Below are 24543 nucleotides of genomic sequence, written 5' to 3' on the forward strand. Positions count from 1 at the left end.
GATCAGCCCGCCGCGACGATCCGCCAGCGCTGGTTCGGGCTGGTGCTGCCGCTGTACTGGCCGAGGTCGGCGCCGTCGGCGGTGCGGCCCATGCTGTCGAGGTACTCGCCGGTGGCGATGTTCCTGATGCGGACGTTGTCGGCGTCGGTCACCACCGTCCACTTCTGGTTGGCGCTGCCGCTGTCCGCGTACTGGGCGACCGCCGCGCCATCGGTGGCGCGGCCGGCGCCGTCGAGGTAGAGGCCGGTGGCGCGGTTCTTGATGCGCACCGCGTTCCCCGAGTTCTCGACCACCCACTGCTGCCCGTCGCCGCCGTTGCCGCTCGACTGGCCTGCCGTCGACCCGCCGGCCGTGCGCCCGAGGCCGTCGATGGACAAACCGGTGGCGGCGTTGACGATCTTCACGTAGGTGCCGCCGCCGTTCCCGATGCCCCACGCGTACCGCAGCCGCGTCAGCCCGGACGGGTTCACCAGCGACAGCTTGGTCCCGGCGCCGGTTCCGGTCCTGGTCGTCATGCTGTACCAGTCGCCGTCGCGCAGGCCCGGCCAATAGACGCTGCCCATGCCGAGGCTGCGCAGCTTTTCGCTGACCCCGCGGACGTAGTCGGCGAAGAACGACCCGCTCGGGATGCTGTAGTCGATCGCGTTGTAGTGGACGCCGTTCTTGGTGCCGGGGCCCATCGGGGCGCCCCATTCGGTCGCGACCGTGCGGTCGGCGTACGCACCGATGGAGCTCGCGATGTGGTTGGCCCACTCGGTTTCGCTCTCGTAGCCGGCGAAGAACGAGTAGTCGTGCACCGCGAGGAGCGTGCCGTCGAGCCGGCTGTCGCCGCCGACCGCGGGGACGTTCTGGGCGTAGCCGGTGCCGTCGAGGATCACGCGGGCGCGCGGCACGCCCGGGTACCGGGCCAGCCAGTCGCGGTAGAAATTGGTCAGATCGCCGGCGCTGTAGGCGTACGGCTCGTTGATGACCTCGAAGTAGGCGTTCGGATTGGTGCCGTACTTCGCGACCACCTTGTCCCACATCTGCTGGAACCCGGCCACGCTCGCGGGCTTGCCGCCGCTGTAGGCCCAGTAGGCCAGGATCACCCGGCCCTTCTCCAGTGCCTTGTCGATGGCGCCGGTGTAGGTGCCCCAGTAGCCCGAGACGGTCGGTTCGTTGATCGGCAACCGGACGGTGTTGGCCCCGGTGACCGCGTACATCTGGCCGATCACCTGCTCGGCGGTCGCGGCGGCCGAAGAGTACGTGTCCCCGGCACCGAGCCCGGACACGTAGAGCACGCCGTTGACGAAGTTGTCCCGCTGGTCGGCCCAGTTGACGCCCCGGAACCCGGCGGTGGACGCCCGGGCCGGCTCCGGGCCGGCCGTCAGCATCCCGCCGGCGAGCACCAGCAGCACCAGCAGCCGCACAGCCACGGAAAGCGTTCTCCGCGCCGCGGCGTGATTCGACGATTTCATCGGCTCGTCCCTTTCCTGACCACCATTCGCCCCTGCTTGGTACTCGTAACAGAGGCACCGGCGGTGAGCCAGAACAGCGAAACGAAACGTTCAGAATCGGTCAGGGAAGAACATCCGCCGGTCGGTCACCGCCCGCTTGACGGCGTCAGCGCGGCGGGCGACACTCGCCCTCATGCGCCGTCGCCTGTCCGCCCTCGCGCTCGCCGTGGCCACCCTGGCCGGGATGTCCTTCGCACCAGCGGTTTCCGCGGCGCCCCGGCCGCCGGAGCGGCCCCGCCACGAGATCACCTTCGACCAGTATTCGCTGCTGCTGGACGGGCGGCGGCAGTTCGTCTGGTCCGGGGAGTTCCACCCGTTCCGGCTGCCCAGCCCGGACCTGTGGCGGGACGTGCTGCAGAAGCTGAAGGCGAGCGGGTACACCGCAGTGTCGATCTACTTCGACTGGGACTACCACTCCCCCGCTCCCGGCGTCTACGACTTCACCGGCGTGCGCGACATGGACCGGCTGCTCGACCTCGCGCAGGAATCGGGCCTGTACGTGATCGCGCGGCCCGGCCCCTACATCAACGCGGAGGTCTCCGGCGGCGGCTTCCCCGGCTGGTTGTCCACCCAGGCCGGCAAGGCGCGCAGCGACGCCCCGGACTACCTGGCCGCGGCCGACGAGTGGCTGACCGCCGTCGACCGGATCATCGCGCGGCACCAGTACGTCGACGGCCGCGGGCCGGTGATCCTGTACCAGATCGAGAACGAGCTGGCCGCCACCGGCGTGTCCCAGCGGAACTACGTCGCCCACCTCTACGACAAGGTGCGCGCGGACGGCATCGGCGTGCCGATCTTCCACAACGACAAGGGGCGCAACGGGATCTGGGTGCCACCGGGTTCGGGTGTGCCGGGCACCGTGCCCGGCAAGGTCGACCTGTACGCCTGGGACACCTATCCCGGCGGCACCTGCCACACCGACGGCACCCCGGGCAGTCCGAGCCCCGCACCCGACTGGGGACTCTACGGACCAGGCGGGGCGAAGGGCGGCGCCAGCGCTTCACCGAACACGCCCGGGTTCACCGCCGAGTTCGGCGGCGGCTGGTTCGACTACTGGGGCAGCAACGGCACCTACCCCTGCACCTCGGTGCGCGAGGGCCCGGGCTACGAACGCGTCTTCTACGGCACCAACATCGCGAACGGCCTGAGCATCCAGAACTTCTACATGACCTTCGGCGGTACTTCGTGGGGGTGGCTGCCCGCGCCGGTGGTCTACACCTCGTACGACTACGGCGCGGCCGTCGACGAGGCACGGCAGCTGCGTCCCAAAGCGGCGACGATGAAGGAGCTGGGTTACTTCCTGCAGGCCGTCCCGCCGATCACCAAGCAGGACAAGGCGGACCCCGTCACGCCGACGTCGGCGGCCGTGAAGGTCTACCACAACGTCAACCCCGACACGAAGACCCACTTCTACGTGCCGATGCACACCCCTTCGAACGCCACGACGAACGACACCTTCACCTTCCCGGTGTCCACACCGGACGGTTCGTACACCGTGCCGCAGGCCGGGACCCTGCGACTGAATGGCCAGGACGCCAAGCAGCTGGTGGCGAACCACGACCTCGCGGGCCAGCACCTGGTGTACTCGACGTCGGAGCTCATGACCGCGGTGGGCGGGACCGTGCTGCTGCACGGGCGTCCGGGCGAAGACGGCGAGACGACGCTGCGCTACGCCCGGGAACCGAAGGTCGAAGTGCTGGCCGGGACAGCCACCGCCACCTGGAACGCCGGCGATCTCCGCTTGAACTACGTCCACAATGGACTGGCCAGGGTGCGGATCTCGGGCGGCGGCCGGCCGCCGGTCACGCTGCTGCTCGCCGACGACGCCACCGCCGACACGTTCTGGCGCCAGGACACCGCGGCCGGGCCGGTGCTCGTCCGCGGGCCCGCGCTGCTGCGCACCGCGCGGTCGGCCGGCGGTCTCCTCGAGCTCACCGGCGACACCGCGCAGGCCAGTGACCTCGAGGTGTGGGGTCCCGGTGCGGTGCTCAGCTGGAACGGACGGCTCGTCCCGGCCCGCCGCACGACGTCGTCGAGCCTGCTCGCGACGGCGCAGCTGCCCGGCCCGGACGCGGTGCGGCTGCCGGCGCTGACCGGCTGGAAGCAGGCCGGCGGCTCCCCCGAGGCCGCGGTCGGCCACGACGACACCGCGTGGCGCGCCGCGGACCTCACCAGTACCGCGAGCACCACCAAACCGCCGGCGGGGCAGCCGGTGCTCACCGCGGACGACTACGGCTTCCACACCGGCGACGTCTGGTACCGCGGCCACTACCGCGGCGCGACACCGGACCGGATCAGCCTCGTCTACGGCGGTGGCGGCGCCGGGATGCTCCAGGCGTGGCTCGACGGCCGGTACCTCGGCCAGCACGTGCTGCCGAGCGCGCTCGCCGCCCCGCCGACGACCGGCACGGCGACCTTCACCGTGCCGGAAGACCTGCGCGGGGACGGCGACCACCTTCTGTCGGTCATGGTGCGGGGCGACGGGCGCAACGAGGACGGCGGGGTGAACGACGCCCACAAGGAGGGCCGCGGGCTCATCTCCGCGTCCCTCACCGGCGTCGCCTGGAAGATCCAGGGCGGTGTCGCCGATCCGGTGCGCGGCCCGCTGAACAACGGCGGCCTCGACGGCGAACGCGCCGGCTGGTCCCTGCCCGGCTACCCCGACCGCCGCTGGGCCCCGGCCGTCGTGCCCGCCACGACCGCGGCGCCGGGCACGACGTGGTACCGGACCGGCTTCACCCTCCACGTCCCCCGCGGGCACGACGCGTCGCTGGGCCTGACCATCGGCGACCCGGCCGTGCCGAGGTCCGGCGGGCACTACCGGGCACTGGTGTTCCTCAACGGCTGGAACCTGGGCCAATACGTCGCCGACGTCGGGCCACAGCACACGTTCGTCCTGCCGACGGGCATCCTGAACCCCCACGGGCCCAACACCCTCGCGCTCGCCGTGACGAGCGACGGCGGCCCCGGCAACGGCCTGGAAACCGTGGCCTTGACCACTCTCGCCACGGTCCGCGGCGGCGTCCCGGTCCACCTGGTCGATTCACCAGGCTACCGGCGCTGAATCGGCGGCGGCGCCGCAGGATTCGCGCACCACGAGCGTCGGCCAGAGCTGGACGCGGTGCACCGGGCGGTCGGCGCCTTCGGCGAGGCGGGCCAGGGCGAGTTCCGCGGCCAGCGCCCCGAGCCGGTGCTTCTGCGGGCGGACCGCGGTGAGCGGCGGATCGGACACCGCCGCAACTTCGTCGTCGTAGGAGACCACCGCCAGTTCGCCGGGTACCGCGATACCGCCGTCGCGAGCCCGCTCGATCAGGCCGATGGCCTCGCGGTCGGAATGCACCAGCAGGGCGCGGACGTCTTCGCGGCGGCAACGGTCCAGCACGCCGTCGTAGACCCCGGCCCAGTCCGGCGAGCCGTACGCCGGGACGTCGAAGTCCGCGCCGGGTTCCTGGCCTAGCGACTCGATCGTCTCGCGCCAGCCGGTGCGCAGCGCGCGGCTGGTCGGGCTGGACCGGGACGTCACCAGCCCGACCCGGTGGTGGCCCAGCGACACCAGGTGCCGGACGGCCAGCCCCGCGCCGAGGGCGTGCGCCGTCGTGACGGCGTCCAGCGCGAGGGTCGGCAGCTCGGGTGGGGGCAGGCGTTCCACGAGGATCACGGGCACGGGCAGGGAACCCAGCCACCGCAGCAGTTCCCGGCCGCCGCGCCCGCCGGTGTCCGGGGCGGCCAGCACCGTCTGCACGCCCCGCTCGAGCAGCTTGCCGATCTGGCGGCGGTCCTCCGCGGCGTCGTACCGCGACGCCCGCAGCACCAGCCGGCCGCCCGCACCGGCCGCTGTGGACTGTGCGCCCTGGATCACCTGCGGCCAGTAGTACTCCACCGACGGCGCGACCATGCCGATCAGGGCCCCGGGCGTACCGCGTTCGGGCTGCGCGGCTCGCGGCCGCACCAGGGTGACACCGCCGTGGACGCGCGTCAGCAGGCCGCGGTCGGCCAGGTCGGTGACGTCCCGCCGGACCGTCACGGAACTGACGCCGAGCCGGCCCACGAGGTCGGCCAGCCGGACCGTGCCGTGCTGGCGCAGCAGCGACAGGATGATTTCGTGCCGTTCGGAGGCCAGCATCACGGGACGCGCTCCAGCCGGACGCGGACCGGGCCGGCCCGCACCACCAGCGTCAGCCGGCCCAGGCGCTCGCCCCAGGACGCGCGCAGCAGCGGGTCGTCCAGCGCCCGGTACGCGAACTCCGGCGTGGCGACCAGGGGATCCCAGGTCAGCCGCAGCACCGGGGATTCGCCGTGCGACACGACCGCGTACCCGGCGCCGACCTCGACGTCCCCGGCGAGCACGTAGCGGAGCAGACCGGTGACGCCCTCGTCGTCCACCAGGACGCAGGCTTCGTCGCGGACCAGCCGGACGGTCCGGATCCACCGGCGCACCAAGCCCTCCGGGTACGCACCGGCGAGGTCGGCGGACAGCCCCGTCGCGGCCGCAGTGAGTTCGACGCGAACGTCCCGCGCGCCGTGTTCCCGGCCCGGCTGCTGCGGGGCGCCCGGCTCCGGCACGTTGTGCCACTCGCTGCGCAGCGGCCACGCCCCGTAGCGGTCCGGGCCGAAGCTGGCCGCGGTGTAGGTCGGCTGGCCGACGTCGGCCACCACGGGCACGCCGTCGACGGCCACCCAGAACGTGCCGACGTCGAGGTGGTTGTGCCGTTCGCCGTTGTGGCCCGCCTTGACGGCCACCGTCAGCCCGGCCGGCGTCCCGGCCGTCTCGCGCGCGACGAGCACCTGCACCCGCGGCAGCCATTCCTCGCGGGCCAGCCAGGTTCCGGCCGGCTCCGCCGCGACGGCCCGGCGCCAGCGCGGATCCGCCAGTCCGGCGAGCGCGCGACCGAGCCCGGCCTGCGGCCACACCAGCCGGCCGCTTTCTCGCGCGCGCGAAGCCGCGTGGGCGCGGACGCCCGCGTCACCGAGCCGCTCGCCCCACCGGTGGAGCACGTGCCACGGCTGCGCGGCCGGCAGGCGGGCGGGGCCGTCCCCGGCGTTGACGTAGGCGGCTCCGCCGAGATGCATCCGGTGCGGGAAGCGGATCAACGGCGCCAGCACCGGGAGGCCCCGGGCGTCGAGGCCGGTCGTTTCAGCGAGGAGGTCGAGTGCTTCCAGCAGCCGGCAGGCACCGTGCCACCAGTAGGCGACTCCTTCGTCGATCCCGCCGTCGTCGGGCAGCACGGCGACGTAGTGGTCGAGCCCCTCGACGACCAGCCGGACCAGCCGCAGCCGCCGCTCGGGATCCGGTTCGAGCAGGAGCGCGGCGGCGAGGACGGCGTGGTGGATCCACGGGTTCCAGTTGTGCGCGTCGCCGTCCAGGCCGAGCCAGTGCCAGTCGCGGACGCGCTCGAACGGCGTCAGGACCCGGCGGTCGGCCTCGCGCTGTAAGCGCTTTCTCAACCCCGGTGCGCGGACGTCGAAAGCCGGGCCGAGGACGTGGTCCGCCCAGGCGAACAGCGCCACGACCTCGGCGGCGCCCAGGTCGAGGAACGGCTCGTCCGGATCGCCCAGTACCTCGCCGCGCCCGGCGGCGAACCGCTCGTGCGGCGCCCAGCACCACGTCGTCGTCTCGGCCAGCGCGACCAGGCCGTCGATGGCGCCGTCGAGGAACGGCAGCCCCTGGTCCAGCACCGCGGCGAGCACCAGCAGCGTCACGCGGTCCCGCACCTGGCCGGCCGCGTCTTCGTACTCGGTGCGGACACCGTCGCGGAACGTCCGCGCCCACGCCGAGGCCGTCAGGACCGGCATCGGGCGGGCGAGCACGGCCGTGGCTTCGGCGAGGAGAAATTCGCCGTCCACCGCGTCCCAGACGGCCCGGTTCCGCACGTCCGGCACCGATTCCGGCGCCCGCAGCGGCACTGCGGAACCGTCGAAGAGCGCACTCAGCCGCCGCCGGAGCGACATGGGCCTCCCTTGCGGTTCTGATCGCTTCTGATCGAACTTGTCGTTAATTGTTGACTCGAACTATGCCACACGCTGGAGTGGCCGACATCACTCTCACGGAGGAGCAATGACGCTTCGGGGTCCGGCGGCCTTGTCCCGCCGAAGTTTCCTGGCCGGGTCGGCCGGGGTCGCGGCCGCGGGCCTGCTCGGCGGCTGCACGGCGCCGGCGACGGCGTCCGGCGCCACGCGCGTGCGCGTCTGGTCCTGGCTGACCGGGATGGACAAGTACGTCGCCGCGTTCAACGCGGCGCAGCACGAGGTGGCGGTCGAGCTGAACGTGATCGCGTCCGGCCTGAAGGGCGGGTACGCCCAGCAGACCAACGCGCTGCGCGCCCACAACGCCCCGGACATCCTGCACGCCGAGTACCAGGGCCTGCCGCAGCTGCTCACCACCGGCGGCCTCCGCGATCTCACCGCGGACCTCGCCGACCTCGAGCCCGGCTACTCCCCCGCGGCCTGGCAGGGCGTCCGCCCCGGCGGACGCACCTGGGCGGTCCCGATGGACCTCGCGCCGATGGTGCTCTACTACCGCAAGGACCTCTTCGACCGGCACGGCATCGCGGTGCCGCGCACCTGGGCCGAGTTCCGCACCGCGGCCCAGGCCGTCCGCGCGGCCGACGCGGCGGCTCGCATCACGACGTTCCCCCTCAACGACGGCTCGTTCTTCGCCGGGATGTGCTGGCAGGCGGGCGATCCCTGGTGGCGCGTCGACGGCGGGGCGTGGCGCGTGAACGTCGACGGCGAAGGCACCCTGCGCACCGCGGACTACTGGCAGCGGATGATCGCCGACGACCTGGTCGCCGCCGTGCCCACCGGGGACCAGGGCTGGATCGGCGCGATGCACCAGGGCCGGCTGTGGGGGCTGCTCGGCGCCGCCTGGAGCGTCGGCACGCTCGGCAAGTCCGTGCCGCAGGACAAGAACCGCTGGGCCGTCACCACCATGCCCACCTGGGACGGCAAGCCCGCGACCGGCGTCCAGGGCGGCAGCGCCTTCGCCGTCTCGGCCGAGAGCGAGGTGCCGGACGCGGCGGTGAAGTTCCTGCGCTGGCTGAGCACCGATCCCGCCGTGGCGAAGATCGGCACCACCTTCACCACTCCGTTCCCCGGCTACCTGCCGAGCCGGGCCGTGGCCGAGAAGGCGTACCAGGGCGGCTACTTCCTCGGCGACCCCGTCTACGGCGTGCTCGACGAGGCCGCCCGCCGCGTCCCGGACTGGACGTGGGGGCCGAACGCGCTGGGTCTCTTCTCCACCGTCGCCGACCACCTGGGCGGCGTGAAGACCGGGAGCACCACCCTGACGGCCGCGGTCCGGCAGACGCAGGCGGACGCCGTCGCGAACCTCCGGTCACGCGGGTTGACCGTGCTGGAAGGGAAAGCGTGATGACCGTCCTCACCCCCGAACGGGCCGTGCGCGGCCCTGACACCCCCGCGGACGCCGGACGGCCGCGGCGCCGCCGCGGCCACGCCGGGCTCGTGCTGGCGGCACCGTTCGCCCTGCTGCTGGCCGGCACCGTGCTCGTGCCGATCCTCTACGCGCTGTACCTGAGCCTCTTCACCGACCGCTTGTCGGGCCTGGGGTTCTCGGGGCCGCACCAAGTGTTCGTCGCGCTCGGCAACTACCTCGACGTCCTCACCGACCGCGCGTTCCACACCGGCCTCGGCAACGTGGCACTGTTCGTGCTGGTCCACATCCCGATCATGCTCGGCCTGGCGCTGGTCCTGGCCCTGCTGCTCGATTCCGCCGTCGTGCGGCTGCGGGGGGTGTGGTCGCTGGCGATCTTCCTGCCCTACGCCGTTCCGGTGGTGATCACCGGCCTCGTCTGGGCCTACCTCTACAGCCCGGGCTCCGGCCTGTCCGCACTGCTGCCGTTCGATCCGCTGGGCAAGAACGGGATCCTGCCCGCGATCGTCAACATCGCGACCTGGCAGTGGGTCGGCTACAACATGATCATCTTCTACACCGCGCTGCAGGCGGTGCCGCGAGACGTGCTCGAGGCGGCCCGCGCCGACGGCGCCGGGCAGCTGCGGACCGCGTGGTCGGTCAAGGTCCCGATGGTGCGGCCGACGATCTTCGTCGCGCTGGTGTTCACCGTCATCGGCTCGCTGCAGCTGTTCACCGAACCGCTGGTGCTGCGCGGTTTCACGAGTTCGGTCACGAGCTCGTGGTCACCCAGCCTGTACGTGTACGAAGCCGCGTTCGTCGCCGGCGACTACGGGCGGGCCGCCGCCGCGTCCGTGCTGCTCGCCCTCGTCTCGGCCCTGCTCTCGGCGCTGGTGATGCGCCTGTCCGCCCGGAGGTCGCGTTGATCCACTCCCCCGCCGCTGCGACATCCGAGGCTCCGCCTCGGGCCGGGGGCTCCGCCACCCGGAACCCCCGGAAAACAGGCTCGCGGTGGACGTCGCGCACGGTCGTGCACGTCCTGCTGGTACTGGTTTCGCTGTACGCGGTCCTGCCGCTCGTCTGGCTCGTCACCTCGGCCACCAAGTCCGTCGGCGACTTCTCCACCACCAGCGCGTTCGAGTTCGGCCGGTGGAACCTCGGCGCCAACCTCGGCGCGCTGGTCACCCAGGACGGCGGCGTCTTCCTCGCCTGGATCCGCAACTCGCTGCTCTACGCCGGGCTCGGCGCGGTGCTCGGCACGCTGATCTGTGCCGCGTGCGGGTACGCGATCGCGAAGCTGGACTTCCCCGGCCGGCGCGCGCTGTTCGCGGTGACGCTGGCCGGCGTCCTCGTGCCCACCACGGCACTGGCTCTGCCGCTGTACCTGCTGGCCTCCCAGCTGCACGTGGTGGGGACGTTCTGGGCGGTGTTCGTTCCCTTGCTCACCAACCCGTTCGGCGTCTACCTCGCGCGGGTCTACGCCGACGCCGCGGTGCCCGGCGAGGTGCTCGAGGCCGCCCGGACCGACGGCGCCGGCGAACTGCGGACGTTCTTCACCATCGCGCTGCCGATGCTACGACCGGGGCTCGTGACGATCTTCCTGTTCCAGTTCGTGGGGATCTGGAACAACTTCTTCCTGCCGCTCGTGATGCTCACCGACCCGCAGCTGTTCCCGATGAGCCTCGGCCTGTACCAGTGGAGCACGCGCGTGACCCAGTTCCCGCAGTACACTCCGCTCGTCGTCACCGGCTCGCTGCTGGCCGTGGTGCCGCTGGTCGTCGCGTTCGTCCTGCTGCACCGGCAATGGCGGTCCGGGCTGGCGGCGGGCAGCGTCAAATGACCCGTCGCCCGGAGACCCTGCTGGTGATGGCCCCCGACACGATGCGCCTGCAGTTCGGCGAAGCGGAACTGGCGCGGCTGCGCGCCACGGCCCGGCTCGGCGAGCCGGTGTGCGCGGGCGAACTGGCCTCGGCGCCGGTGCGGGCGCGGCTGGCCGAGGTCGAGGTGCTGATCACGTCGTGGGGCTGCCCCCCGCTCGACGACACGATCCTGCGAGCCGCCCCGAACCTGCGGGCCGTGCTCCACGCCGCCGGCAGCGTCCGCGACCACGTCGGCGCCGCGGTCTTCGACCGGGGGCTGCTGGTCACCACCGCCGCCGGGGCCAACGCCGAACCGGTCGCCCAGTACACCCTGGGCGCGATCCTGTGGGCGTTCAAGAAGGTGCCCTTCCTGGCCGCCGACGCCCGGACGTTCCGGGAGGACTGGCGCTACCGGGACGGCCGGGGTGAGCTGTCCGGCCGGGATCGCACGGTCGTGCTGGTCGGCTTCTCCCGGGTCGGCCGGCGGGTCGCCGCGCTGCTGCGGCTGCTGGAGCTGGCCCGGGTCCTCGTCGTCGACCCGGTGGCCGACCCGGCCGAGATCCGGGCGGCCGGTGCCGAGCCCGCCGCCCTGCCCGAGGCGCTTCCGCAGGCGGACGTGCTGAGTCTGCACGCGCCGTCGCTGCCGGAGACGCGCCACATGATCGGCGCCGCGGAGCTGGCCGCCCTGCGGCCCGGCGCGGTGCTCGTCAACACCGCGCGGGGCGCGCTCGTCGACACCGCCGCCCTCGAACACGCCTGTGCCGCAGACGGACTGCACGCCGTCCTCGACGTCACCGAGCCGGAGCCGCTGCCGGCCGGCTCCCCCCTCTACGACCTGCCCAACGTGGTGCTGACGCCGCACGTGGCGGGATCGCTGGGGTCGGAGACGCGCACCATGAGCGCCGAGACGATCGGGGAACTCGAGCGCTACGCCGCGGGACTCCCGCCCCGGGCCCCGGTGACCCGGCAGACCCTGGCCGTGCAGGCGTGACCCCCGCCGAGGACCGGCTGCTCTCGCCGTACACCGGCTGGACCCGCGGGCACTGGACGGCGCTGGCGGACCGGCTGCTCGCGGCGGCCGGCCGGTACCGCTCCCCGGCCGGGGCCCGGATCGACCTGCCGGGCCCGGCCAGCCGCAACGGCCGCGTTTCCGATGGGCTGGAAGGGTTCGCCCGGACGTTCCTGCTCGCCGGCTTCCGCGTCGCCGGGGAGGGCGGCGCGGACCCGGACGGCCTCCTCGAGCACTACGCGCGCGGGCTCGCCGCCGGCACCGATCCGAGGTCCGCCGAGGCGTGGCCACGACCGGACCGGCTAGGACAGTCCAAAGTGGAGGCCGCGTCGATCGCGCTGGTGCTCCAGCTGACCCGTCCGTGGCTGTGGGACCGGCTCGACGACGCCGTCCGCGACCGGGTCGTCGGCTGGCTGGCGACCGTGGTCGGGCAGCCCTACCCGCCGATCAACTGGGTGTGGTTCCGGATCGTCGTCGAATCGTTCCTGCGCGAGGCCGGTGGTCCGTGGTCGGCCGCCGACATCGAGGAGGACCTCGCCGTGCACGCGTCGCTGCGGCGCCCCGGCGGCTGGCTCAGCGACGGTGCCGAACGCGCGTACGACCACTACACCGGCTGGGCCCTGCACCTGTACCCGTCGCTGTGGACGCACCTGTTCGACGTCACCGGCACCTTGTGCCCGGCCGGACTGCGGGAAACGTGGGCGCAGGACCTCCGGGGTTACCTCGACGACGCCGTCCGGCTGGTCGGCACCGACGGGTCGCCGCTGCTGCAGGGCCGCAGCCTCGTCTACCGGTTCGCCGCCGCCGCGCCGTTCTGGGCCGGGGCGCTCACCGGCGCGAGTGGGCTGCCTCCCGGGCTCACCCGCCGCGTGGCCGGCGGCGTGGTGCGCCACTTCGCCGACCACCACGCGTTCGAACCGGACGGACTGCTGCGGCTCGGCTGGCACCACGCCTGGCCCGCGATGCGCCAGTCCTACTCCGGACCGGGTTCTCCGTACTGGGCCGCCAAAGGCCTGCTCGGCCTGCTCCTGCCCGCCGGCCATCCGGTGTGGACGGACGTCGAACAGCCGTTGCCGGTCGAAACCGCGGACGTCGTCCGCGTGCTCGCCGCACCGGGCTGGCTGGTCTCCGCCCGCCGGCGCGACGGGATCACCGTGGTGCTCAACCACGGTACCGACCACGCGAAACCCGGTGACCAGCGCACCGACTCGCCGCTCTACGCGCGGCTCGGCTATTCGACCGCCACCGTCCCGCCACTGACCGGCGACACGGTGCCGGATCCGCTCGACAACTCCGTGGTCGTGCTCGACGAGTCCGGCCGCGCGAGCCACCGCGCGGGCTTCGAGACCTGCTACGCGATCGAACTCCCCGGAGGCGTCGCCGCCGCCGCGTCCCAGGGGCCGGTCCGCTGGGTCGACGCCGTCGGCGACCACTCGCCGGACCACGGGTCGGGCCGCAGCGGCCCGGTCGTACCGGGCCCGATCGTCACGGTCGCTTCCGTGGTGCGCGACGGGTTCGAAGTCCGGCTGGCCCGGGTCGACGCCACGCCGGCCACGTCCGGCCGGAGTGTCCGGCTCGGCGGCTGGCCGGTCGCGGCCGGCTCCCGCCCGGCCGCGGACACCGGCCCGGACGTCAGCGCGTCCGCCTCCACGCCGGCCCTGCGTTCGGCGCTGTGGGGACTGTGCGGCTGCACCACCGCGGGCGTCGCCGTCGAGCACGGCACGTCGCCGCTCGGCGCCTGGACCGCGACGCCCTGGCTGTCCACAGGGGACGGGGTACCGGCCGGCGAGGTGCTCGCCGCGCTGGTCGTCCTCGACCGCGGCGGCCCGCCCGCGCCCGCCGTGCGGGTCGCGGTCACCCCGGACGAGGGCGGCCACCGGATCACGGTGACCTGGCCGGACGCTTTCGACACCACCGTCACCCTGCCCGCACCGGCCGGCCGGTGACCTGATGCCCGCCGCGAACGACCGGACCGAGGCGCTACGCCTCGGCCTGCTCCAAGACCTCGCTTCCCGGCCGACCCCCACGGACCGAACACGCCCAACCGGCTGTTCCCCAGGAGAGTTCCCGACCCGCCGCTGTCGGCCCCACGACCCTCGCCGGCGTCACCCCTGCTCGGTCGACCCGGTGGCCAGCGCGTCGAACTCACGATCGGGCAGTGACCGGTTGAGCTGCAGGAGCTTGTCCGCGAGCCAGCCGACCGCGTAGCGGGTGTCCGGGTGGCCGGACTCGACCGCCTGCCGGATCGTCTCGGCGACGACACGGGGGTCCGAGCCCTCGCTCAGCCCGGTCTCGCCGCGCTTCGCCATGGCCTCGGCCATCTCCCGGTACGCCCCGCGGCCGGACATCTCCCGCAGCTGCGTGGCCGTCCGGTCCTCGAACTCGGTCTTGATGATGCCGGGCTGGACGATCACGACGTCGATCCCGAACGGCCGGACTTCCATCCGAAGCGTGTCGGAGAACGCCTCGAACGCGTGCTTGGACGCGTAGTACCAGGCGCCGAGCGGCAACGCGATTTCGCCGCCGATCGACGAGACGTTGACGATCGTGCCGGCGCGCTGCTCGCGCATGGACGGCAGGACGAGCTGGACCAGCCTGGCCGGCGCAAGGAGGTTGACCTCGAGCTGGTCGCGCGCCAGGCCCAGGGGCACGTCCTCGATGGCGCCGTGCAGGACGGTGCCGGCGTTGTTGACCAGGACGTCGATCCGTCCCTGCTCCCGCAGGACGGTGGCGACCACCCGGTCGAGGTCCTCGTCGTCGCGGGCGTCCATGGCGAGCGCGTGCCCGCCGGCGGCGCCGAGATCGTCCATCTTGGACACGCGCCGCGCGGCGCCGTACACCGTGTGGCCCGCGCGCAGGAGCTCCAGCGCCGTGGCGTGGCCGATGCCCGACGACGCGCCGGTGACCAGGCATACCTTGGCTGCCATGAAAGTTACGCCTCCCAGGTGACGGGCAGCTCGTGCACGCCGTAGATGAGCATGTCGGTTCGCATGGGGATGTCCTCGGCGGGCACCGCCAGGCGCAGGCCCGGGAACCGGGTGACCAGTGCCGGCAGCACGACCGTCAGCTCCACGCGCGCGAGCTGCCGGCCGAGGCACTGGTGGATGCCGTGCCCGAAGGCGACGTGCCCGCCGGCGGGGCGAAGCAGGTCGAGGGTGTCGGGATCGGCGAACTGCGCGGGATCGCGGTTGGCCGCGGGGACCGACACGCTGACCGTCTCCCCCGCGGCGATCCGCTCGCCGTGCAGCTCGACGTCCTCGAGCGCGGTGCGCACCGTGAACGGGATGATGCTCAGGTAGCGCAGCAGTTCCTCGATCGCGTGGCCGGCGATGCCCGGGTCCGCGCGCAGGGCGGCGAGCCGGCGGGGGTGGCTCAACAGGGCGAAGGCGCCCAGCAGCACGAAGCCGATGTGGACCAGTTCCTCGTCGGTGAGGTCGCTGACGGTCAGCCCGCTGAGGAGGTCGTCGGTGGGCTCGGTGCGCTTGGCCGCGACCAGCTCACGGATGAACTCGTGCACGACCGCGTAGGCCGCCCCCTGCTCCTCCGGCGAGGCCGGCCGGAACAGGCCCAGGACGGCCCTCTGCAACCGGGCCCGGTCCGCGTGCGGCACGCCCAGCAGCTCGCAGAACACCTGTGCGGGGATCGGCTGCGCCAGTGCCGCCACCAGGTCGACCGGGCCGCCGTGCTTCTCCATCGCATCGAGGTGGTCAGCCGTGATGCCCTCGATCTCCTCGGTGAGCCGGCGCATGCGGCGGACGGTGAATTGACCGGTGAGCAAGCGGCGGTAGCGGGTGTGCTCCGGGGCGCCCATACCGCTGAAGAGCCCGGGCGGTGCGGGCCGGTCACTGCCGGGAGCACCGGGAACCGGCAGGTGCTGCAGCTCGGGCCGCACACTGAACCGCGGATCGGCCAGGACCGCGCGCACCAGGGCGTGACCGGTCGCCAGCCACCCCTCGTGCCCGTCCGGGTAGCTCAGCCTGCTCAGCGGACGCTGCTCGCGCAGCTCGGCCGGCCCGTCGGGCGGATCGTACGGCCGTTCGGCCGGCCGGGCCGTCGGCAGTGACGGGGCCATGTCGGTCTCCTCTCGTTCTCTTCGCGATAGCCGAAAGCTAGGACTGCCTTTCGTGCTGTCGCAATTCGGCAGCATGGTGTTCCGAGGTCCACGCGATACAATCTGTGCAATGACAATGCACCTGAATGCACTGGTTGCGAGAGGAGCGGCACGATGCCGGGAGGCCGGCTGACCCATGAGGAACGCCAGCGCGTCGCCGCCGGGCTGGCGGCGGGCCACAGCTTCGCCGAGATCGCCCGCCGGCTGCGGCGGCCCGCGTCGACTGTCAGCCGCGAGGTCGCGCGCAACGGAGGCGCCCGCGGCTACCGGGCGAACCAGGCGCAGCAGGCGACGAACTGGCGGGCCCACCGCCGCAAGCCGAACCCGGCCACGCCGCCCGCCGCCGGCCCCGACGGGCGTGACCCGCTGGTCCAGCGCGGTTTCCAGGACAGGTTCACCGAGATGATGATCCAAACCGGCGTCCCCGCGATGATGGCCAAGGTCCTGGTCTGCCTCTTCACCAGCGACACGGGCAGCAGCACCGCCCCCGAGCTCGTCGCCAGGCTTCAGGTCAGCCCGGCGTCGATCTCGAAAGCCATCGCCTGGCTCGAGCAGCGCGGCCTGGTCGGCCGCGAACGCGACGGCCGGCGCCAGCGCTACCTGATCGACGACGATGTCTGGTACCGGGCGTGGCAGACGAGCGCCGAGGGAATGGCGAGGTGGGCCGCCCTCTCCCGGCAGGGAGCCGAGCTGTACGGCACCACCACCCCGGCCGGCGCCCGGCTGCACGCCACGAGCCGGTTCTTCGACCACCTCGGCCACGACATGACCCAGGCGGCCGAACACTGGCGGCAGACCCTCGCCACCCGGCCCTGAGACCGCGCCGGTCGTCCGGGCCGGGTGGCTCACCAGGCGACGGGGCCCAGGCGGTCGATGAAGGTCCCGGTCGGCCCGTCGGCGTCGAGCGTCGCGAGTTCGACGATCGAGTCGGTGCCTTCGGTGACGGTCAGCTGACCGGTGTGCCGGTTCATGTCGGTGGCCGCGAACTTGTGGTTGGCGACCTCGCCGGGGGTGGCGACGTTGAACTTGATGTCCGGCAGCGCCTGCGCGTACCGCACGGTGATCATGTTCAGTGCCGCCTTCGACGAGCTGTAGGCCAGCTCGTGCATCTTCGAGACGGGCTGCGCCGGATCGGTCACGACCGCGAACGAACCGCCGCCGCTGGACACCATCACCACCCGCGGGTTGTCCGCGGCGCGCAGCAGGGGAAGGAACGCGTGTGTGACCCGGATGGGTCCGTACACGTTGGTGTCGTAGACGGAATGGATCTCCTCGGCCGTGGCGTCCGCGGGCGCGACCACGGTGCCCGGCGCACCCGCGTTGTTGATCAGCACGTCGAGCCGTTCGGTGTGCTTCCGGACGAGCCGGACCGCGTCGCTCACCGACTGCTCCGAGGTCACGTCCAGCGGAACCATGACGACGCGGGCCCCACCGGCGGTCAGCTTGCCGGCGGCTTCCCGCCCTCGGGTTTCGTCTCGCGAGCCGAGGAAGATCTGCCAGCCCAGTTCGCCGAGCCGGCGGGCCGCTTCGAAACCGAGGCCCTTGTTGGCACCGGTGATCAGGACCGAAGTGTGTTCTGAGTGAGTCATGCCCACCAGACACCACTTCCCTGCCCGGCCGTGACAGGACGTGAGCGGCGTCACCGGAGCGCCGGCAGAGCGCGGATCGCGGAACGGGTCAGCACCCACCCGGCCACGGTCGCGGCCAGGAAGACCACCACCAGCAGCGTGCTGACGTCGCCGTGGTTGCTCAGCGCGATGTGAGTGGGTCCGGCTGCGGCTGGTCCACGGCGACCTCGCCCCGGACGCCGGCGCCGTGTCGCGGGCCGACGGCCGGATCGCGTTCCTCTCCCAGCGACTCGACCTCCTCGACGACGACCGCACGGTCGCCGAAAACCTGGCCGCCGCCGCCCCCGCGCTGCCGCCCGCGCAGCGGATGAACCTGCTGGCCCGCTTCCTGTTCCGCGGCTCACGGGTGCACCTGCCGGTCGGCGTCCTCTCGGGCGGGGAACGGCTGCGCGCCACGCTGGCCTGCGTCCTGTTCGCCGAACCGGCACTGCAGCTGCTGCTCGACGAACCGACGAACAACCTCGATCGGGTCAGCACCGGCCAGCTGGAGACCGCGCTGACGGCGTTCCGCGGCGCGTTCGTCGTCGTGAGCCACGACGAACGGTTCCTCGACGCGATCGGGATCGACCGGTGGCTGCGACTGGAGAACGGTGACGTACACGGGTGACGTCGGACGACGGTCGCCGCGGGTCGTGCCGGATTCCTAGCGTGGTGAAGTCACCCGCTGAAAGGAAGAACATGTCCGAAGTGACCTACACCGCCGTCGCCACCTCCACCGCGGAGGGCCGCAACGGCGGCCGCGCGACCTCCGACGACGGCGCGCTCGACGTCACCCTCGCCGTGCCCAAGGCCTTCGGCGGCGCGGGCGACGGGACGAATCCCGAGCAACTGTTCGCGGCGGGGTGGGCGTCGTGCTTCGTCGGCGCCGTGCGCCGGGTCGCCGGTGCGAAGAAGGTGCCGCTGAACGACCTCGCCGTCGTCGCGGAGGTGACGCTGCACCACGACACGGAGGCGAGCGAGTTCAAGCTGAGCGCGGTCCTGCACCTGGAGGCGACGGGCATCGACCAGGCCACGGCGGACGAGCTCGTCCAGGGCGCCCACCAGGTGTGCCCGTACTCGAAAGCGACCCGGGGCAACATCGAGGTCACCCTCGACGCCACCGTCGCCTGATGAAGCGCGCGCTGGGCGTCGGGGCGGGCGTGCTCACCGCCGTCACCCCCGGCGCCGGCGTCCGGCGCGTCCCAAGCCGACGATCGGTGGAGCGCGGCACGCCGACCCTGGAGAGTCGGCTGCAGGCAATCCACCCAGACACCCAGGAGAAGGAAATGTCCACATTGCACTTCGTCGAGACGACCACCGCGACACCCGGGCAGGTCCTCGCCGCGCTCACCGATTTCGGGCCCGGTCGTGCGCTGTTGTTCGGCAACAGCGCCGACGAGTACCTGAAGGTCCACGGCCAAGGTCCCGGCTGGGCCGACGTCACCGAAGGCTCGGGCGGGATCTGGGAGCGGCTGCGGTACGACTGGTCGGATCCCCGCCGGATCGTCATGGAAACGACCGACTCGAACCTCTGGGGTGGCCGATCGGGACACACTTACACGCTGACGCGGCAACCGGACGGCACGACGGCGCTGGACGTCGTGGTGGTGCGGGAGGGTAAGAACCTCAAGGGGCGCCTGACCGGCACGCTGCTCGGGTCGGTCGGCAAAGGTGTGCTTCGCAAGGCCTTGAAGAACACGGTCAAGGCCATCGAGGCCCGGGGCGACGACGTAGTGGCTGGGTGATCAGGACGATCGGGTGAGCGTCGGCGAGGTCGTGGAAACCGGGGAACGCACCAACCCAGACGTGCAGTTTCGCCTCGCCCCGCGTCAGCCGGCCGGGTGCGACCGCGGGTCGGCGAACCAGCGGCTCTTGAACTCCATCAGCGAGGCGATTCGGTCGGTTCGTAGAAGTCCCTGGCCGGATGCCCGCCCTCGCCACCGGGGTAGGTCTCGGTGCGCGGGCGGACCGAGCAGCTGCCGATCGCGTCGGCCGGCTCAGCCGTCACCGCGACGACGCTCAGCACGACCGCCGCAACCAAACCGGCCGCGACCAGGCCGCCGTGCGCGGCCTTGTGCGCTCGCGACCACGTCACCACGCGGGCGGCGAGCTTGCCGAGGACGATCATGACCGCGATCGCCAGCAGCTGCCCGATCTCGACACCGACGTTGAACGCGATCACGCGGCCGAACAGTCCGTCCGCGGGCAGGCCGAGGTCCTGCAGCCGGGTCGAGAGGCCGAGGCCGTGCACGAGCCCGAAGGCGAACACGCCGAGGCCGAACCAGCGCCATTGGATGGGGCGGCCGAACCAGCCGACCACGCCGACGAACACGAGGCTGAGCGCGATGACGATGTCCACGACGGTGGCGTCGACGCGCCAGCCGGCCAGGGTCGCGGCGATCAGGGGTGGTGCTGTGCCCGAGCACGAACACCGAGATCAGTTTCGCCGCGCGGCGGAGCTCACCGGCGAGCAGGACGATGCCCGCGATGAACAGCAGGTGGTCCCAGCCCAGCAGCATGTGCTCGATGCCGAGCGGGACGAACTCGAGGGTGGTCTTGTCGGCGGCGCATCCGGAGATCCCGTGCGCCGACGCGGCCGGGGCGCACACGACCGCGGTGACGAGGACGGCGATCCCGGCGGCCGGCCGGGTCAGGACACGCGAGGGGAACACGGTCACTCCCCGCCCGGCGTCGAGGAACCGCGTCGGCGCGCGACGAGCACACCGCCGATCACCGCGAGCACCACGATCACGATGAGGACCCAGCCTCAGGCCGGGAACCCGCCACCGGAGTCGGCCCGGCCAACGCAGCGACCGCGCCGAGCCCGGCACCCACGGCGAGCACACGCAGCATCGGCCAGCGGAAGCCGAAGACCAGGACGACGGCAACCACGGTGAGCACCGCGGCGACCGGGCGGAAGCCCGGCTTCGGCCAGGCCGCGACCCCCGTTACGGAGGTAACTTCGCGATGTGATGAGAGGAGCAGCGATGACCGGCTCGTTCTGGTGGGATCTGCTGATCGGCGTCGCCGCCGCGCTGCTGCTGGCCTGGCTGGCACTCGTCGTCGCGCTGGTGATCGTGCGGCCACGGGGTGGCCTGCTGCGCGAGGCGCTCCGGCTCCTGCCCGACGTACTCCGGCTGATCCGGCGCCTCGCCGCCGACAAGACGCTTCCCTGTGGCGTCCGGATCCGGCTGGGCCTGCTTCTCGCTTACCTCGCGCTCCCGATCGACGTGATCCCCGACTTCATCCCCGTCCTCGGCTACGCCGACGACGCCATCATCGTCACCGCCGTCCTGCGCGGCGTCGTCCGCCACGCCGGGCTCGACGCCGTCCGCGCCCACTGGCCCGGCACCGACGACGGCTTCGCCGCCCTCACCCGCCTGACCGGGATTCGCTAGCCGAGCCGGACCACGATGCCCGTCAGTCCGTTGAGGACGCTCGCGACGCCGGCCCGGACCGCCGCTGACGCGCGCGCGGGGGTGAACGATGCCGGGTCGTAGCCCGTCGATGTGCCGAGACCCTCGCCGCGGAAGGACGCGCCCGGCCAGTTGGCCGCCGTCACATTCGCCGTCGGCTCGGCCAGCTCGGCTCCGAGCACCAGGAACTGGCGATCGAGGTGGTTGGCCGTGACCAGGGCCAGCGGGTCGACGAGCTGCCGGCCCGCGCTGATGATCAGGTCCGGCGCCAGCTTCACGGCCTCGCCGATGCTCTCGGTGTACCGGCCGGGGTCCGCAGCGGTGATGGTCTTGAGGCTGACCTGTTCCTGCTCCGCCCAGCCCGTCACCGCGGCCACGAGCGTCCGGGTCGGCGCGTCGTCCCCGGCGCTCAGCAGCACCACCCGGTAGCCCGGCGACGGATTGACGCCGTCCCAGGAGCCGGGGCTCGGGGTGATCGTCGCTTCGGGCGTCGGCGACGCCGTGACGAACCCGGGACCGAGCACGCCGACGGCGCTGGGCGCCGGGTGCGGCGCGGACCAGTCGCCCGGTGGTCCGCAGCCGGCCGTCAGGACGGCGACCACGGCCAGCGCGACAGCGAACCGGAAACGCAAGCTGATCGTCCTCTCACGAAAGCAGTCGACGCCCCTTCCTACCCGATCGCCGGCGTCGCGCGCCGTCCGTCGGCTTCCGGTCGCCGAGTGTTCGCCTGGGATCCGCCGTCCGTTCGCCCGCGGCCAGCAGGCTTCGGGGCGCAACAGCAGAAAGAGGATCCATGCGCCGTCTCGTCCCCGCCTTCGCCGTCGCCGCGTTCGCGGTCACGGCCGCCGTGCTGGGCGCCGCGCCCGCGTCCGCCCACGGCTTTTCGTCCACTGTGTACGCCGACCTCACCGCACCCGAGCGGGGACACGTCCGCGCCGCACTGGGGCTCGAGTACGACCTGCTCGTCGTCTCGGCCGCCGACGCCGAGCGCGACGATCCGCTGTTCCGGCAAGGCACCGCGGCCTTCGACGCCCGGGACGCGGCCGCGCAGGCCGCCGCGCTCCAGGCCCACACCGCTTCGGTCGTGAAGTACGTGACCGAGCGCTTCCGCGTCACCACCGAGGGCGGAGCGTGCACTCCCGGGCAAGACGGCGGCTTCGCGATCGAGCAGCGCGACGGCGTGCCCTACACGCGGCTGGTCCTCGACTACCGCTGCCCGGACGCCGAGGCGCACGAGGTGTCCAGCGGGCTGTTCCCGGACTCCGAGCAGTACGTCCGCGACACCAAGACGATCCTCACCTACGCCCTCGACCTGACCTCCGGCAGCGCCGCGCTCGACGCGCAGCAGCCGTCGTTCTCCACGCGGCAGGCCTGGACCGAACGGTTCTGGGACTTCTTCCGGCTCGGCGCGGAGCACCTGCTCACCGGGCTCGACCACATCCTGTTCCTGCTGGCGCTCATCGCGGGATCGCGGCGGCTGCGGGAGATCGTGCTCGCGGCCACGACGTTCACCCTCGCCCACTCGGTGACCTTCGTGCTGGCCGCGCTCGGCCTCGTGCGGGTGCCCGCCGCGATCATCGAGCCCCTCATCGCCCTCTCGATCGCGGTCGTCGCGGCTTGGCCGCTGTGGCGGCTCCTGCGCGGCCTGCCGGATCTCGACGCGCGCGACGGGCACTTCAGCCTCGACCGGGCCGGCTGGATCCGGCTCGGGGTGGTGTTCTGCTTCGGGCTGGCCCACGGACTCGGGTTCGCCTCCGCGCTGGGCATCGACACCGCGTGGTCGTGGACGCTGCTGTGGTCGCTGCTGGTGTTCAACCTCGGCATCGAGGCCGTGCAGCTGGCGCTCATCGCGCTGGTCTTCCCGCTGCTCGCCGTGCTGCGCCGCCGGTCCCCCGGCGCGCCGCGCTGGACGACCGGGGCGATCGCCGCTGCGGTCTCGGTGATCGGCCTGACCTGGTTCGTGCAGCGCGTTTCCGGGCTGTGACCGCCAGTTCTTCCGGCCCGCGCAACCGGGACGACGAGCCTTGTTCACCTGGCTCACATGAGCGGCGTAAACGCTTCGTGCGGCTCAACCTCTCCGACCGAAATGGACCCACCCCGATGAAGTTCCTCAGATCGATCGCGGGCGCGCGGCCCGCCGCCCGCGGCCTCACCGCGGCGGCGCTGGGCCTGGCCGTGGCGTTCGGCACCGGCCCGGTCACCGCGGCCGCCGCCGACGAGCCGGTGAAACTGTCCGGCATCGTCCTCGGCGTCGGTGCCCAGGAGAACCAGCGCGTCGTGAGCTGGTACTCCGCCACCGGCGCCGCCCAGGTCGTGCAGGTCGCCCCGAGCGACCGGATCAAGCACGGCCAGTTCCCGAAGAACGCCCAGACCTTCCCGGCCACCGTCACCGCGAACAGCGTCAACGGCGGCTTCAACGCGCACGCCACGCTCGACGGCCTGCGCCAGCGCACCGGCTACTCCTACCGCGTGGGCTCCGGCGGCAGCTGGTCGCCGGTGTACACCTTCAAGACGCAGGACTTCCGCGGCGACTTCGACTTCCTGTTCTTCGGCGACCCGCAGATCGGGTCGTCGGGCAACACGGCCGAGGACGGTGCCGGCTGGGCCGACACCCTGAACGTCGCCCTCGGCGCCAACCCGAACGCCGAACTGCTCGTCTCGGGCGGCGACCAGGTCGAGAGCGCCAACACCGAAACGCAGTGGGACGCCTTCCTCGCGTCCGACAAGCTGCGCCAGTACCCGTGGGCCGCCACCATCGGCAACCACGACGTCGGCGGCAAGGCCTACGAGCAGCACTTCTGGACGCCGAACACCGACCGCTCGTCGGCGTACTACAACGGCGACCCGGCCACCCGGTCCGGCGGCGACTACTGGTTCCGCTACAAGGACGTGCTGTTCATCGACCTGAACAGCAACGCCTACGCCGCCGGCGCGGACGAGGCGCACATCGGGTACGTCACCGACGTCGTGAAGAAGGAAGGCCGCAAGGCGAAGTACACCGTGCTGGTCTACCACCACTCGATCTACTCGCCGGCCGACCACGCCAACGACGCCGACAACCAGAAGCGCCGTCAGGACTTCCCGACCGCGTTCTCGAACCTCGGCGTCGACCTGGTCCTGCAGGGCCACGACCACAGCTACTCCCGCAGCTACGTGATCAAGAACGGGCAGAAGGCGAACCCGGCCGAGCAGCCCGGCGCCACCCAGGTGACCCAGGGTCCCGGCGGCGTCGTCTACGTGACGGCGAACTCCGCGTCGGGCTCGAAGTACTACGACCTGACCGACCCGGACACCACCCAGGACCCGAACTACGGTCCGGACCCGCTCGACCCGGACCACCACTGGGCCAACTCGGTCGAGAACCAGGAGCACGTCCGCACCTACGTCAAGGTCGGGGTGCGGGACGACAAGCTCGTCGTGCAGAACCTCCGCAGCGGCACCTGCGCCGCCCCGAACGCGGCGGTCGAGCTCGGCAAGGTCTCGTGGTGCGGCCCGGACAGCGGTGCCACCCCGGCCCAGCCGGTCGGCTCCGTCGTCGACAAGGTCACCATCCACCCCTACCGCGGCCGCGACCACACGCCCCCGGGCAAGCCGTGCTGGCTCGAGCAGCCGGCCACCGGCCCCGGGCGCACCGTCACCGCGCTGAACTGACCCGCTGACCGCGTGGTGGGGCGGA

Annotated in this window: 20 protein-coding genes and 2 pseudogenes; 13 read left to right on the forward strand and 9 right to left on the reverse strand. The window is 72.5% G+C overall.

Translation table 11 applies throughout. The features are described from left to right. Positions 1-2 precede the first annotated feature (2 nt). On the reverse strand, positions 3-1415 hold the full coding sequence (locus tag AB0M83_RS16495) for an RICIN domain-containing protein (RefSeq protein ID WP_364517740.1): 1413 nt from the start codon (positions 1413-1415) through the stop codon (positions 3-5). A 214-nt stretch (positions 1416-1629) separates the two neighbouring features. Between AB0M83_RS16495 and AB0M83_RS16500 the strand changes: the two genes are divergently transcribed. Then, positions 1630-4560, forward strand: coding sequence for a beta-galactosidase (locus AB0M83_RS16500; protein WP_364517742.1), 2931 nt, complete (start codon positions 1630-1632; stop codon positions 4558-4560). Here AB0M83_RS16500 and AB0M83_RS16505 read toward each other — a convergent pair. Further along, on the reverse strand, positions 4540-5619 hold the full coding sequence (locus tag AB0M83_RS16505) for a substrate-binding domain-containing protein (protein WP_364517744.1): 1080 nt from the start codon (positions 5617-5619) through the stop codon (positions 4540-4542). The genes AB0M83_RS16500 and AB0M83_RS16505 overlap by 21 nt on opposite strands. Next, positions 5619-7445, reverse strand: coding sequence for a heparinase (locus AB0M83_RS16510; RefSeq protein WP_364517746.1), 1827 nt, complete (start codon positions 7443-7445; stop codon positions 5619-5621). The genes AB0M83_RS16505 and AB0M83_RS16510 overlap by 1 nt, the downstream gene beginning before the upstream one ends. A 106-nt stretch (positions 7446-7551) precedes the next feature. Between AB0M83_RS16510 and AB0M83_RS16515 the strand changes: the two genes are divergently transcribed. From AB0M83_RS16515 to AB0M83_RS16535, 5 genes are all read left to right on the forward strand, one after another. Then, entirely contained in the window at positions 7552-8865 is a 1314-nt protein-coding gene (locus AB0M83_RS16515) for an extracellular solute-binding protein (RefSeq protein ID WP_364517748.1), read from the forward strand. Next, a complete protein-coding gene (locus AB0M83_RS16520; protein ID WP_364517751.1) occupies positions 8865-9791 on the forward strand; it encodes a sugar ABC transporter permease in 927 nt (308 codons plus the stop codon). The genes AB0M83_RS16515 and AB0M83_RS16520 overlap by 1 nt, the downstream gene beginning before the upstream one ends. A 104-nt stretch (positions 9792-9895) precedes the next feature. Continuing rightward, positions 9896-10705 carry a carbohydrate ABC transporter permease gene (locus tag AB0M83_RS16525; protein WP_364517752.1) on the forward strand — a complete coding sequence of 270 codons (810 nt, stop codon included), beginning with the start codon at positions 9896-9898 and terminating at the stop codon, positions 10703-10705. After that, entirely contained in the window at positions 10702-11715 is a 1014-nt protein-coding gene (locus AB0M83_RS16530) for a hydroxyacid dehydrogenase (protein ID WP_364517754.1), read from the forward strand. Before AB0M83_RS16525 ends, AB0M83_RS16530 begins: the two co-directional genes overlap by 4 nt. After that, positions 11712-13679: a DUF2264 domain-containing protein gene (locus AB0M83_RS16535; protein WP_364517756.1), complete on the forward strand. Its 1968-nt coding sequence runs from the start codon at positions 11712-11714 to the stop codon at positions 13677-13679. The genes AB0M83_RS16530 and AB0M83_RS16535 overlap by 4 nt, the downstream gene beginning before the upstream one ends. Before the next feature lie 159 nt (positions 13680-13838). Here the strand turns inward: AB0M83_RS16535 and AB0M83_RS16540 are convergent, their stop codons facing one another. Then, positions 13839-14660 (reverse strand): oxidoreductase, encoded by an 822-nt coding sequence (locus AB0M83_RS16540; RefSeq protein WP_364517758.1) that lies wholly within the window; start codon positions 14658-14660, stop codon positions 13839-13841. A 5-nt stretch (positions 14661-14665) separates the two neighbouring features. Beyond that, positions 14666-15805 (reverse strand): cytochrome P450, encoded by a 1140-nt coding sequence (locus AB0M83_RS16545; protein ID WP_364517760.1) that lies wholly within the window; start codon positions 15803-15805, stop codon positions 14666-14668. A gap of 153 nt (positions 15806-15958) precedes the next feature. Here AB0M83_RS16545 and AB0M83_RS16550 point away from each other — a divergent pair, with 153 nt between their 5' ends. Further along, a complete protein-coding gene (locus AB0M83_RS16550) occupies positions 15959-16660 on the forward strand; it encodes a helix-turn-helix domain-containing protein (protein WP_364517762.1) in 702 nt (233 codons plus the stop codon). A gap of 29 nt (positions 16661-16689) precedes the next feature. Here the strand turns inward: AB0M83_RS16550 and AB0M83_RS16555 are convergent, their stop codons facing one another. Beyond that, on the reverse strand, positions 16690-17433 hold the full coding sequence (locus AB0M83_RS16555) for an SDR family NAD(P)-dependent oxidoreductase (RefSeq protein WP_364517764.1): 744 nt from the start codon (positions 17431-17433) through the stop codon (positions 16690-16692). A 184-nt stretch (positions 17434-17617) separates the two neighbouring features. Here AB0M83_RS16555 and AB0M83_RS16560 point away from each other — a divergent pair. The 3 genes and pseudogenes from AB0M83_RS16560 to AB0M83_RS16570 all read left to right on the forward strand — a co-directional run. Next, a pseudogene (locus AB0M83_RS16560) lies at positions 17618-18079 on the forward strand (ATP-binding cassette domain-containing protein); the annotation flags it as partial. A 71-nt stretch (positions 18080-18150) separates the two neighbouring features. Beyond that, positions 18151-18582 carry an organic hydroperoxide resistance protein gene (locus AB0M83_RS16565; protein WP_364517766.1) on the forward strand — a complete coding sequence of 144 codons (432 nt, stop codon included), beginning with the start codon at positions 18151-18153 and terminating at the stop codon, positions 18580-18582. Next, the gene (locus tag AB0M83_RS16570) at positions 18582-19196 is read left to right on the forward strand and encodes an SRPBCC family protein (RefSeq protein WP_364517768.1); all 615 of its coding nucleotides are present in this window, start codon (positions 18582-18584) and stop codon (positions 19194-19196) included. The genes AB0M83_RS16565 and AB0M83_RS16570 overlap by 1 nt, the downstream gene beginning before the upstream one ends. Before the next feature lie 137 nt (positions 19197-19333). Here AB0M83_RS16570 and AB0M83_RS16575 read toward each other — a convergent pair whose 3' ends face one another. Continuing rightward, positions 19334-19855, reverse strand: coding sequence for a HupE/UreJ family protein (locus tag AB0M83_RS16575; RefSeq protein ID WP_364517912.1), 522 nt, complete (start codon positions 19853-19855; stop codon positions 19334-19336). Between the two features lie 13 nt (positions 19856-19868). After that, positions 19869-20297: pseudogene (locus AB0M83_RS16580) on the reverse strand (HupE/UreJ family protein); the annotation flags it as partial. Between the two features lie 141 nt (positions 20298-20438). Here AB0M83_RS16580 and AB0M83_RS16585 point away from each other — a divergent pair. Beyond that, positions 20439-20849, forward strand: coding sequence for a YkvA family protein (locus AB0M83_RS16585; RefSeq protein ID WP_364517770.1), 411 nt, complete (start codon positions 20439-20441; stop codon positions 20847-20849). Here the strand turns inward: AB0M83_RS16585 and AB0M83_RS16590 are convergent. Continuing rightward, the gene (locus AB0M83_RS16590) at positions 20846-21499 is read right to left on the reverse strand and encodes a hypothetical protein (protein WP_364517771.1); all 654 of its coding nucleotides are present in this window, start codon (positions 21497-21499) and stop codon (positions 20846-20848) included. The two genes, AB0M83_RS16585 and AB0M83_RS16590, sit on opposite strands and share 4 nt — an antisense overlap. Before the next feature lie 161 nt (positions 21500-21660). Here AB0M83_RS16590 and AB0M83_RS16595 point away from each other — a divergent pair, with 161 nt between their 5' ends. After that, on the forward strand, positions 21661-22851 hold the full coding sequence (locus tag AB0M83_RS16595) for a HupE/UreJ family protein (RefSeq protein ID WP_364517773.1): 1191 nt from the start codon (positions 21661-21663) through the stop codon (positions 22849-22851). A gap of 116 nt (positions 22852-22967) precedes the next feature. Beyond that, positions 22968-24518, forward strand: a complete 1551-nt coding sequence (locus AB0M83_RS16600) for a metallophosphoesterase family protein (RefSeq protein WP_364517775.1) — start codon at positions 22968-22970, stop codon at positions 24516-24518. The last annotated feature ends 25 nt before the right edge of the window (positions 24519-24543 follow it).

It is taken from the genome of Amycolatopsis sp. NPDC051106 (assembly GCF_040682775.1).
Taxonomy (GTDB): Bacteria; Actinomycetota; Actinomycetes; order Mycobacteriales; family Pseudonocardiaceae; genus Amycolatopsis.